Raw genomic sequence first — 11,741 nt, 5'->3', positions numbered from 1 at the left:
AAGTTGAAGGTAAAAAGTGGAACATTTTTCTTTAAAAATAAAACAGGAAGTTTTAGCGCTCCATTCAAAAGGTAATAGTATCAATGAGGCCTTTCAGTGTTTTGCTAAGAGCAAAATTAAGCTAAGTAAAGCTGAAAAGAAAGCATTTCGTATAGCTTATGAAAATACATATGCCACTGACTCTATGACTGAATTTTTAAGTTCATTAGACTTTGAACGCGCTAAAAGTAACTATGAAATAAGTAAGAAAAAAAGTAATAGAAAGTTAGCTAGCAAAAAGCTTGAAACGAAAAGTTATGGTCCTAAGTTTAATGTAGAGCGGTATCTTCTAGCTAAGGATAGATTTGATTCATATCTGAGTAGTTCATTCGAAATAGACAGTGATGCTTCGCTTATAACATCGCATACATACACTTACGAGGTAGATAAGCTTCAGAAAAAAGATCCCGACTCAAGTAGCCAAAGAGATGAGTTACCACTTCACCTGTTTGTTTTTGACCCAGAGGATGTAAGTGAACTTAGTCTCGATGAAATTTCACAAGTTTGGCTACACAGGCATCAATTATGTGGCACAAAAGAAGCCGCAGCAGAAGTACTTGCTCTGATGGATGTTAATGATGGTAATGTTGATAGTTATAAAGGGTGGAAAAGTTATTTAAATCATGAATCTATTGTTGATTTAGAAAGTAAGTTGAAAGGTAATAACTTTGTTCATGAAGATAACAAAGAAAGCTTAAAATCGATTAAAGCTATTAATCCATTTGATAGAAAAAAATATAGTCGCTCGCAACTAGTTCAGTTACCTCTTAGGCGAATTATAAGTTTATGGGAAGACAGGGATTACTCCTTTAATTCAGTTTCGGCAGCGTGTGAAGCTTTAGCAATTATTCGTTATGCCAATAAAATTGATAACCAAAAGAAGCACTGGAAAGCTTTTCTAGAACACCCTCAAATTCTTGACTTGGATTTCGATTTTGACGAGATAGATGATGAGCTTTATGAACATGAAAGTTTACACAAATCTGCTCAAAAAGAGCAGTTGGATTTAGATGCGTTATCTGAAGATAACAGAAGTAGAGTTACCAGAAGTCAAGTAACTAGGGTTGGTCAACAAGGATTTAGGGCACTTATTCTGGATAATTTCTATTTGAAATGTGCGATTTCTGGCAGTGAAGAACAGGCTCTACTTGAAGCTGCGCATATTATTCCTTATAAAGGTCAGCAGTCTAATGTTTTGCAAAATGGTTTATGCCTACGAGTTGATATTCATAGATTATTTGACAGATTTTTAATATCAATTGAACCTCAAACCCTAGAGATTGTTGTTTCTGATAAAGTCCGAGATATATACTACAAAAGTTTCACTGGAATAAAACTGGGGTGTAGTAAAGTAAGTGTTTCTAAATCATTATTAAAAAAGCATTTTTACCATTTTACGAGAAATAACTAATAAACTAGCCGAATCCCTTTTCAGCTATAGCTGTTTAATCATTTATATTGTCAGGTTTATCGTGATTAGGGTTGTTCCTCGCGTACTCGACACCATCGCGTTTATAAACGTGTGTATCAGGATGTAGGCCTTGCTTAACTTCTCTTACAAGTTGAGCGCGTGATACTTCTCCTCGGCCTGTGATCGTATAGCTTTGATTCTCCCCATTTTCGCCATCACCATTACCGTTGATGCTACTACCTTTTGCCATAATAGTTACTCCTCAATTTAAAATTAAAAGTCGTAGTGAACTCAATAATAAAGGTACAACGCCTTATTTCACCTCCAGTGCTCACTTTTTATTATGTATGGATATACAGGTTATTTTTCAACCTGATCTAATGATTTTTAGAGTGTTTTTTATACAAAAAAAAGGGGCGGTTTTAGGGCGTTTTTTATATTTTAAAAAAATAAACGATTGAATTTTATTGTTTTTTGTTTCTAATTTATCTTTTTGTGTAATAAATAGATGGTTAGTGTTTAGTTTTATTTTTATCTATTTAAACCAAAAAAAGATATTTAAAAACAGTTGGTTACAAAAATAAATTTTGACATTTACTTGCTTAACTTTGATTTGCTGATATTACTAAAAATAGAGTAGAGAATTGGAGTAAATAGAGTGAAAGATTTATATGTATCAGAATCAACAGTAAAACGAATCAAAGCGTTTAACGAAGCTAAAAAGCGCGGTGTTCATATTCCTTATGTTCGAAGCACATTCATGTCGATAGGAACGCGATCTATTTTCTTTTGTCCTGTCCAAAAGCGAGTTATCACTTTGCTTGGTCAAGGTGAAAAGCATCTTTATATCACAAAGCTGTTTGAGCCGAATGTTGTTGAAATTAAAGAGCAACATCCACTTGACTATTCTCATACTCAAGAGATTGCTGACACACACGGCGTCATCCACCCTCGAAAACATTTAACCGGCGAATTGACGGTTGTTACTACTGATTTACTCGTCACTTATCGTGATAAATCTGGCGCTCAATATCGCGTTGCTTACTCATATAAGCACAGTATCGATGCGCGCAGTAAAATACGCACAATGCAAAAATTTGATATTGAGACCGCTTACTGGAAGCGATTTGGCGTGCGAACAGAGCAAGTCTTGAGAGGTGATATTTCAAAAATAAAAGCACATAACTTGCTGAATTATATTAATTACTACGATGCAGAACTTAGCGATAGTGAATTAAGAAAGTTTGTAGGCGCTTTACTTGATGATGTTATTGATCACCCAGATCACTCATTACGACAGTCTTTGAAAGCCGTTTCTTCGTCACTCAAAGTTAAGCCATCAGATTGCATGACGTTGTTTGCAAACTCAATGTTCAAACACGTTTTACCAATTGATTTGACGCAGAAAATTAAACTGCACAAGCCACTTAACCTATGCCCTGTCTTTGAGTAAGAGGTTTAAGACTGATGTTTGCTGCAAATGACATACTGCAATTAACCCAAGCGGGCGTTGAAAAATACAAATCAAAGTTTGCTGTTGATGATGAGTTTTTAGTATCGAAAGTCATTCAAGAGACGGATGAGTACTCAGAGTATTTTATCATAACAAACCTCTCGTTAATGAAGCGCAAAAAAGAGCCGCAAAAGCCGCTCGCGCTGACAAGAAACCCTGCTCACAAGTACTTTAAGCAGTCGCTGGACGAGGATGGTTGTGCTTTATTTTATTTGTATGATGCTCTCTCTCGTTTGAGCGATGAGCAGCTAAAGAGTGAGCACCCTAAATGGTTAAAAAAGCGTGACATTAGGTGGTCTTTGATGACGCCGTTTCAATCAGATAAAGCTGTGTTGGAATATCTATTAGGCCAGTCTGGCCGGGCTATTGCACAACATGCAATCGACTTGAATGTGAATGAAAAAGCTATTCGTCGACCGCTTAACTACTATATCTCATTTGGCTTTCGTAAAAATGCACTTTTACCGATTGATTATGCAAAAATTGGTAGCAAAGGCCTGCGTGATGGTATGAAAAAAACAGGCCCAAAACCAAAAAATTCACCAGAGTTGGCAACAAGAATGACGCAGCCAGATGATATTTTAAAGGTTCAGCGTCTTGCATTGAGAAATTGCGTTGACAAGAAAGATGGTAAGTTTTGTCTAAAGCATTTGCATACATTGTTTTTGAAAGAATATTGCTCTACTAAACGAATCGTTAAAAGAGGAAATGAAACACACTTTGAGCTTGTAATTGATGTTTCAAAAAGAATCAATGCTCAGCAATTTAATCGTTTGTTTAATAAAGCATTCGACTCAAAACAGCAACAAGTATTAAAAATTGGTAAGTCAGCGTATCAAAATAACAGAAAAGATAAAACCGGCAACGCAGCAGAGGGCATTGAGCGTGCAGGGCAGCTGTGTGAATCCGACTCAACAGAATTAACTGTTTATGTTGCCTATCCGCTAAACATAGAAAAACGAGAAGCTGTAGGGAAAGTCTATATATGCATTGTTGTGTGCGTTAAAACGCAACTGGTCATGGGGTATTCACTCAATTTTGGGGCACCGCAGTGGATGAGCGTGGCCGAGGCGCTCATAAACTGCGTACAAAACAAGCAAGTGTATGCTGAGCAATATAATGTTCAACTAGATGATGGCGATTGGCCATGCCAGCATTTTCCTGAAGAACTTCGCGTTGATAACGGCGGAGAAAATACACCAACTCAATTTATGAGCGTCTTAAATGATGAACTGGGTATTTCTTGTGTCGATTATTGTCCGCCTGCTAGAGGCGCAGCTAAGGGCACTGTTGAGAATATTTTACGCATTATTCAAAGCTTTATTTCAAATGTCACGGGCTCAGTTGAAAAAGGCCGTGACGCTGGCCTTCCGCATCCATCGCAACGAGCTATTTTTCAGATTGACGATATTCATCGATTTATCATTCGCGCAATATCTATACATAACTCGATGCATGCTCGCGATCGTTTGTTAACAGTTGAGATGGCAACGGATGACGTTACACCAACCCCTTCAGCTATGTGGTCACATCTAATGAATGATGAATTTTTAGGTCGCCCTAAAATATCACAAAAGCGACTGCCTGAGCTCATGTACTCACTTATGCCAAAGCAAGTGGCAACAGTAGCGAGGACTGAAGTGAAACTTAATGGTCTTGGCTATCACAGCAAATGGGCTGAAGCGCAGGGCTGGTTTACTAAAGCAGTTGGTGGGCATTTTAAAGTTGATGTTATCAGTTTTGGTGGCTCAGTCGACGTGATTTACTTTAAAGATGAGCTGGGTGAGCTTCAACCTCTTACGCTAAAAGACGAATATGAATCTTTCATAGGAATGACGGCGCAGCAAGCTCAGTTTAGACTCGATGAAATTAAAAGTCATCGAAAAGTACTTGAGTACAAAAAAGAAAATGCACTCGTCAACTTTGAGCATGAAATCGAGCAAGTTCAAGAATATCGTCTAAAAAACGACTTCAAAGATGCGCCGCCTAACACGCAAAAAACAATACAAAGCGGCATCGCTGAACGCAAAGCAATCATGATTGAAGATGAACAAAGACAAAAAGCAGAAAAGCAAAAAGCGCTTATGCAGCTTAAAGATGCTGAGCAAACTACTCAGTATACAGATTTGAACGATGATGATTATGAGGGTGTTTATTGATGAGTGATGTAGTAACAAAGGGTGAGAATTGCTAATGATGAACGTAACAAGAGTCAAAGCGAATTATCAGCAGCAAAAACTACCAAAATACAGCGGAAATCCTTTGGTGGAGGCACTGCCTAGCGAGCTTACTGAAAGTGAGCTTATTGAACTAATGCGAGTGCTAAAGCCCTTGCCTTCATTTTTTGATGAGTTATCTGCGATTGATGCGGCAGAGTGCATTAAAGACTTGAAACTCGTGTATATTCCAACAGTATCGTCATACCAGATATATGAAAATGTATTCACAGAAATACGAAAAAGTTACTTAAATCGCAACCCGTTAGCCGCGGATCAGCGTCGTCTTGTCAATGCTGCGAGTGAACGGTTAAAAGCGCGAGGTAAGTTCAATATTGAACAACCTGCTGAATATGTTGCCACCGCGCCGAGTATCTTAGTAAGTGGTAAGGCAGGCATTGGCAAGACAGTATCAATTCGTCGTGTTTTAAGTACATTTCCGCAAGTAATAGAGCATACAGAGTACAAAAGCCAAGTGTTCAACGTCAAGCAAATCGTCTGGATGTCATTTGATATGCAAGCATCACGAAGTCGAAAAGCACTCGCTCATAATTTTTTTAACGAATTAGTCCGTGTACTTGATATTGAGGATGGCCCAAAATTTAAGAAGACATTTATCAAAGAAAAGGACTCAGTCGATCAGCTTTTTCACGCAATGCAAACTGCATCGCTAGTTTACAATATTGGCTTAATACATATTGATGAAGCACAGTTTGTGTTGAACCCCTCGACGAATTTTAAGGATGCGCCAACGCTGCCTGAGATTGAAGCACTTTTCAATAAGATGGGGGTGCCTATCGTTATCTCGACCACTGATGATGCATTGTCTACATTTAAAATAAATGAAAGTGAAACACTTACAAAAGCAACTAAGTTGCAAACTGTACGTCGCTTAAGCTCTGTTGCACATATTAAAGTCAATCAGTGGCGCGTCGACTCGCCACATTTTAATGAACTATTTTCAGCTTATTATCAGCCCTCCCTGTTCAAAGGTACTGATGTTTACAGTGATGAATTTAAGTTGCAATTGCTTGTTTTGTGCGCGGGTGTGACTGATGCAATCTCAGCGCTTTCAAGTGCGTTCATTCGTAATTATCACGCGCTCACAAAACAAGGCGTGAACGTTAATTGTTTAAAATTACTTAAGCAAGTTTATGAAGCTAGGATGGAAACGTGGCACGCTCCGCTCTCTAATCTTCGGAAAGGCTATCGTGTTTTGTTATCACAAGATAAAAGTATAAAAAAAGCGGGCGCATCTTCTACTACAGGTGTAGATGAGTTCTATGATGAAGCTGAAGCATACACACGCAAGCCTCAGCGAAAGCGAACGAGCGCGCATCACTTGAAGCCGGCTAGTACAGTTGAGCGCATCGATGAAGGCGACGAAGTCATCGATGCTGATTCAATAGTTGCAAGTTATGAAAAGCGAGATGAGTCATGATTTATCAGCCGCCTGTCCCATTACCCGACGAGCACGCTGCGAGCATAATGTATCGCCATTTTCAAATGACACGATTTGCAAAATTTGAAACGATGATGATGTCAGAATATAACTCAAAATTAGACTCCCCCAGACGTTTGTGGCAGCCAGTATTTTCAATGCTCGCAGAGTCATTTTCGTCAAAATACTCACTCGCACGTTTCATTGAAAAGTATACAAATATCACTGATTACAGTCTGTTTTTAGATGAATCAGTTTTTAAAGATAGCTCTGTCGAAAACATGCTGAACAAGCTATCTATATTCAAGTTTCATAACGCACTGAACGCATCACAAGATGTGTCTTGGCGTTACTGCCCAGTGTGCGCGCGCGAAGACGATGAAAAGTTCGGTACAACATATTTTCATGTCGCGCATCAGTGCTTTTACAAGCGTGTTTGTCGAAAACACAATGTGCTGCTTGAAAAAAGTGACCCTTATCACTTTTCTCTGCCACCAGTGTTCACTGAGTCTGTGACTGCGTCTCAGAGCGATTTAAAAACAGAAGCTGTTTTGTCGAGTTGGGTTGATGCGCTGAAAGAAATACCGCAAGAAGAACGAAAGGTTAGAGCGTTGAATTTGATACATCAAAAAATATGTATTTTCTCTTATGACAGAAAGAATCCGTATCATGTTCAGCGAGTGCAATATGTTCAAAATCGACTAGCTAAACGCTTTAATCGCTCTCATTTTATGCCTTATTTTAGCTGGGGACCTTTGGCTTCAGGGCTTTATCCATTGAATTCTGTTGTCGGCTTAATGGGGTTTTTAGACCCTGCGAAACACTTTCATCCGATGATTTACTTGATGTTAATCGACCTGTTTTTAAAGCAAGATGAGCTTGATTTATCAATGCAATATTCACTTGCAAGCCCGAAAGCAATGGAACGAGTACCGCCTGTTGTTTCACCGATTGAGATTGAAGATTTGATAAATGATAACGCCGCGTAATTAATAAAAGCAGAGATTGATGATGCGAATGAAGCAAATATACCCACGTATTTACGCCGAGGAAACCGTTTATAGCATCGCATCGCGATTAGTGCTGAATGATGTGTCATCATCGATATCTCAATCTATGCTGAATGTATTTGATAATAAAAATATTCAGTTAGATTCAATCTTACCGTCCTTCATTAATCGCTTAGCTTTAGTCTGTGACTGCTCTCGCGACGAGCTTCTTGATAAGCACTCGTTATTTCAATACTACACATTATTCTCAACAGAAAGCGTCAGAGCGCAAGCTAGAGCAATGTTGCTAAAAGAAAACAGTATTGAAGCATTTAAAATCCTGGGGCTGTTAGCTAATCGAATTTCATGTCACGATGTTCATCAATTTTGCCCTGTGTGTGCTCAGGAGCAAGAAAAGCAACTTGGTGAAACTTACTGGCTGAGAGCGCATCAATTACCACTATCAAATACTTGTTACAAGCACCGTTGTCGGCTTGTCTCTATACCCAAACAGCGAAAGCGGCTTCTTTTTCCTTTGATTGACTATGAGCCCTCATTTGCCATATCAACGCTTGAGCATAAACTCACATCGTTTAATTACGCCTTCAGTCAATCGCATCATTTTGATCCAGTGCGTCTCAGGCAAACTTATGCAGTTAGGTTAATCAATCAAGGCTTGGCTACTACGCGTTTTGTGCGTCACAGTCTGTGGCGTGAACAGATGAGAGTGTATTTTGATGAGTGCATGAGTCATGATGCCGTTTTTAAGCTATTACAAAACGACGCAGAGTATGCTTTCCCCGCAAGCATTTTCTATAATGATGAAGCAAACCATCACCCATTAAAGCATTTATTAATCTGCACTTTTTTGTTTGAGCATGTTGATGATTTCATTGATGCTTATACCCAAAAAGAACCGTTGAAAGAGGTTCATGCTGAGCCAATTACACCGCAATCTGAAATAGATGCATTGCGACAAGACACTGTGCTAACGCTTTTAAGACAAGGACTCTCGCTTCGACAAATTACAGTAATGGCTAACGTTAGTGATGCAACGGTAAGAAATATCGCCAGAAAACACGCCATCCCACTAAAAACGCAAAAGCGCAAAATTAACGACGCAGTTCGCCGCGCTATCACTATTCAGCTCATAATCGGCCGACACGTTGCTGATATTGCGAATAAATTTAACTTAAAAAAAGGCGATGTCGAGCAAGTCTTGAGCGGCCAACCAATCATTAAAGAGCTTCGGCGTCGCATTCGTTTTTATCGTCATCGTCAACAAGCGAGGCGCGCACTCATTGCAACGCTGTATACACTTAAAACGCCTACAATAACATTGTTACGCCGCAGCGTTGACAAAGAATACGTGTGGTTATTTAAGCACGATAAGCCATGGTTGAACTCATTCAAAAAGTTTTATTTTAAGAGCGGTTGAGAGGTGGTTTTGTTGTGTTTTATCAAGATGGGTTGGTCTTTTTATTGAATACGTTAAAGCTTAAAAAGACGCTAAAACTAGCACTGACGGAGGCATATGGATGAGTCATCAAGTGATTTGCTTCGATGTTAATCAGTTTAAAGAGCACGAGAGTGAGCCTGTTCATCGTTTAACTCTGCCGAGTTATGCGTTAGTTGAGTATACACAGGCTTTTAAAGAGTGCGTGTTAAAAAATCGGCAACTGCTACTTGAGCATAATTTACAAGAAGTTGTAGTAAAAACAACGATAGTGAACTGGTTTTATGATTTACATGAGCGGTTTCACTACGGTGTTGATTCATTCCTTCATATAACGGCAAGGAAAATTGCTTTTGCAGGGACTATGTCGCCACAAGTCGAGGCGCACTTTATCACTCCGTATGTAGATATCGAGGAAGTGATATTAGATGACACAGAAGTTGTATCGCTTTCTCGTAATACTCAATACTTGCCGTTTGTTCTATCACTGATAAAAGAGCTTGAAAGTAAAACTGAGCGATACGAAGAACTATCGGAATTATATTGGAAGCTAGAAGAGGTCAAGGAGCCGTTAAAAAACCTCGACGAAGCGTGTATTAATAAGTTGTCGCTTGATGCTGATAGTGCGCTGACTAAAGTCATCGAAGAGTCGAACCAACTTGATGCGCAGGTTCAAGCGTTTGAACTTGAAATTGAGCAGTTGCTACAGCGTATTATATATAAAGCGTTTAATGTCGGCTTTGGTGATTTCATTTCATATACTGAGAGTGATAAAGGCACAGTGACGACTCTGCGGTTTGAGGGATGCTACTACCATGGTGGGCGTATCTGTTTTAGAGGGGCAGGTATTACAAAAACAGGTAAGGTCGGCAAGCGTGATGCTTCATTTTACCTGAGTCTAGTGACAGCACCATGAATATTCAGACGCTACTATCACAGCTTAAAAAAGCCAGAAAACGTCGCATTATTCTAAGTTATCATGCACGAGGTAGAGCAGGTATCGATGTTAAAAATGAAGAATGGGCTGAGTGCTTAAGTGTTCTAAAGCAGTTATTTAAAGAGTTTAAAGCTGCTGGTTGTAATATTTTGATTTCATGGTGGGGTGAGATTTACATCATACCCAAAGAAAGTAACACGGCTTTTGAATTAAAGCTTAGCTATCAGTCTGATTTAAAGTTTGGCTATCATTTTAAGGATGAATTGAAGAAGAGTGCGTTTAAAGTATTGAGCTTTTCAACTCCCCAACCTCAACTGTGTATTCAGATAAAAGCATACCGCAATAGGGCATCATGGTATGTAAAGCCTATCGATTTAGTGCGCGGTGAAAGTGCAGGTCTAGGTATGCATCTCTTTCATGAAATGATGATCAGGTTAAAAAGATACACGACGCCCGGCTTAGAGCTTCATCTCGATAACATTACACGTGAAGACCTGTTGGCAGTCATACATTATGGTGGTGCGCTAAGTGGACGTAATTCAACGCTTTACAACGTGAGTCGCCAAATCAATTCACGGTTTTATTACGGAGAAATTCTATTAACGCAGCAAAGTGTGCGAATGAAAGGGTATTCGGCTGGTTTAGATACTGAAATTTATATAAGACAAAAGGACATGACGTTTATTCGTAAGCACTTACCAATTTTAGATTTTGAGCAGTCAGTTATACGATTTGAATGAATGGCTGGTGATGAGACTTGAAGTTATGAGTGCGGCTCACTAAAGTTAACATTAGAAACCAAACAAATGAGTGAGCGGAATATGGCTGAGTTTCAAGCTAGCAACACAAGTAAAAGCGACTTCTTATCTGTCGTCACTCAAGGTGAGCTAACAACATTTTCAAACCCACTTGCCGAAATCGATTTTACGAATACAGGTGTTACAAAAGCCGGTGTGTGTTCACTTGCTGACTCGTTGAACTGGAGCGTAGAAGCTATCGCTCAGAGCCTAAGCACTACATCAAGCAAGTTGATACGGCATAAGTCAAAAAAGCTAAATAAGCAATTGAGTGATAACGCCCTTGATATTGCGAGACTTGGGCAGTTTGGTGTTAAGTACTTCGGTAATGTTGAGAATTTCAATGGCTGGCTGGATACTCCTGTTTTACTGTTTAATGGCGCGCCTCCCCGTCGTTATATGAACTCAATTCGCGGCCGCGAATTGATAAAGCAAACAATTAATAAACTAAAATATGGCTACACAGCGTAATAGAACCCTCAACTTCAAGTGCCGAAGAATGGATGCTTAAACTCATTCCGCAGCTTTGAAGGGCAGCTATGAGTGAGATGTAGACGGCCAGACAGACTCGTTTTTGGACAATTTAGAGTTAAAGTCTTAACTCTAACTCGTCTGCTTCGGATAAAAATATCTATGGGTTAACGCCGTTGTAACCAAAAAGATTGTTGCATAACATGTGAATCGAAAAGAGAGCACAAGCCAAGCTTTTTGTGTCCTAGTGATTGATAGCTTTGTTGTAGCTACCCTCCTTGTATGAGGCCTTGATTGCAACTATTTTCTCTCTCATTTCCTCACCTGTACAAGCAGAATTATTAGCAAATGGGAATAAACATAGTTTCAGCAAGAAGGACATGAGGCTTTCATCCTGAAAATAATCAATTATTTCATCGTCTTTGACACCAAAATTAGTCGCTAAAACTCGATAGGCCTCAAGCGCATTTT

The 11,741-nt window shown here is 39.2% G+C and carries 10 protein-coding genes; 9 read left to right on the top strand and 1 reads right to left on the bottom strand.

Annotated features, from left to right (window positions below):
- The first annotated feature begins 16 nt into the window (after nucleotides 1–16).
- On the top strand, nucleotides 17–1,450 hold the full coding sequence (locus D0907_RS11995) for an HNH endonuclease (protein ID WP_118844551.1): 1,434 nt from the start codon (nucleotides 17–19) through the stop codon (nucleotides 1,448–1,450).
- 34 nt (nucleotides 1,451–1,484) lie between these two features.
- Here D0907_RS11995 and D0907_RS11990 read toward each other — a convergent pair whose 3' ends face one another.
- Nucleotides 1,485–1,700, bottom strand: coding sequence for a DUF3892 domain-containing protein (locus D0907_RS11990; protein ID WP_118844550.1), 216 nt, complete (start codon nucleotides 1,698–1,700; stop codon nucleotides 1,485–1,487).
- 408 nt (nucleotides 1,701–2,108) lie between these two features.
- Between D0907_RS11990 and D0907_RS11985 the strand changes: the two genes are divergently transcribed.
- The 8 genes from D0907_RS11985 to D0907_RS11950 all read left to right on the top strand — a co-directional run bounded on the left by D0907_RS11985 (nucleotide 2,109) and on the right by D0907_RS11950 (nucleotide 11,270).
- A complete protein-coding gene (locus D0907_RS11985) occupies nucleotides 2,109–2,903 on the top strand; it encodes a TnsA endonuclease N-terminal domain-containing protein (protein ID WP_118844549.1) in 795 nt (264 codons plus the stop codon).
- A gap of 14 nt (nucleotides 2,904–2,917) precedes the next feature.
- Entirely contained in the window at nucleotides 2,918–5,122 is a 2,205-nt protein-coding gene (locus tag D0907_RS11980) for a hypothetical protein (protein ID WP_118844548.1), read from the top strand.
- A 34-nt stretch (nucleotides 5,123–5,156) separates the two neighbouring features.
- Nucleotides 5,157–6,620 carry an ATP-binding protein gene (locus D0907_RS11975; protein WP_118844547.1) on the top strand — a complete coding sequence of 488 codons (1,464 nt, stop codon included), beginning with the start codon at nucleotides 5,157–5,159 and terminating at the stop codon, nucleotides 6,618–6,620.
- Nucleotides 6,617–7,609: a TniQ family protein gene (locus D0907_RS11970; protein WP_118844546.1), complete on the top strand. Its 993-nt coding sequence runs from the start codon at nucleotides 6,617–6,619 to the stop codon at nucleotides 7,607–7,609. Before D0907_RS11975 ends, D0907_RS11970 begins: the two co-directional genes overlap by 4 nt.
- Before the next feature lie 19 nt (nucleotides 7,610–7,628).
- Nucleotides 7,629–9,047, top strand: coding sequence for a TnsD family Tn7-like transposition protein (locus D0907_RS11965; protein ID WP_118844545.1), 1,419 nt, complete (start codon nucleotides 7,629–7,631; stop codon nucleotides 9,045–9,047).
- Nucleotides 9,048–9,147: 100 nt separating this feature from the next.
- Nucleotides 9,148–9,981 carry a hypothetical protein gene (locus tag D0907_RS11960; RefSeq protein ID WP_118844544.1) on the top strand — a complete coding sequence of 278 codons (834 nt, stop codon included), beginning with the start codon at nucleotides 9,148–9,150 and terminating at the stop codon, nucleotides 9,979–9,981.
- Nucleotides 9,978–10,742 carry a hypothetical protein gene (locus D0907_RS11955; RefSeq protein WP_118844543.1) on the top strand — a complete coding sequence of 255 codons (765 nt, stop codon included), beginning with the start codon at nucleotides 9,978–9,980 and terminating at the stop codon, nucleotides 10,740–10,742. Before D0907_RS11960 ends, D0907_RS11955 begins: the two co-directional genes overlap by 4 nt.
- Before the next feature lie 81 nt (nucleotides 10,743–10,823).
- Nucleotides 10,824–11,270, top strand: a complete 447-nt coding sequence (locus D0907_RS11950; protein ID WP_162898051.1) for an MbcA/ParS/Xre antitoxin family protein — start codon at nucleotides 10,824–10,826, stop codon at nucleotides 11,268–11,270.
- Nucleotides 11,271–11,741 lie beyond the last annotated feature (471 nt).

The sequence above is a fragment of the Pseudoalteromonas lipolytica genome (assembly GCF_003515105.1).
GTDB lineage: Bacteria > Pseudomonadota > Gammaproteobacteria > Enterobacterales > Alteromonadaceae > Pseudoalteromonas > Pseudoalteromonas lipolytica.
This window is presented reverse-complemented; position numbering and strand designations above follow the sequence as displayed.

What these genes read in the sequence shown, in the direction of transcription:
- D0907_RS11975 (WP_118844547.1), top strand. Translation starts at nt 5,157, where the DNA reads ATGATGAACGTAACAAGAGTCAAAGCGAATTATCAGCAGCAAAAACTA.
- D0907_RS11990 (WP_118844550.1), bottom strand. Translation starts at nt 1,700, where the DNA reads ATGGCAAAAGGTAGTAGCATCAACGGTAATGGTGATGGCGAAAATGGG.
- D0907_RS11970 (WP_118844546.1), top strand. Translation starts at nt 6,617, where the DNA reads ATGATTTATCAGCCGCCTGTCCCATTACCCGACGAGCACGCTGCGAGC.
- D0907_RS11980 (WP_118844548.1), top strand. Translation starts at nt 2,918, where the DNA reads ATGTTTGCTGCAAATGACATACTGCAATTAACCCAAGCGGGCGTTGAA.
- D0907_RS11960 (WP_118844544.1), top strand. Translation starts at nt 9,148, where the DNA reads ATGAGTCATCAAGTGATTTGCTTCGATGTTAATCAGTTTAAAGAGCAC.
- D0907_RS11965 (WP_118844545.1), top strand. Translation starts at nt 7,629, where the DNA reads ATGATGCGAATGAAGCAAATATACCCACGTATTTACGCCGAGGAAACC.
- D0907_RS11950 (WP_162898051.1), top strand. Translation starts at nt 10,824, where the DNA reads ATGGCTGAGTTTCAAGCTAGCAACACAAGTAAAAGCGACTTCTTATCT.
- D0907_RS11955 (WP_118844543.1), top strand. Translation starts at nt 9,978, where the DNA reads ATGAATATTCAGACGCTACTATCACAGCTTAAAAAAGCCAGAAAACGT.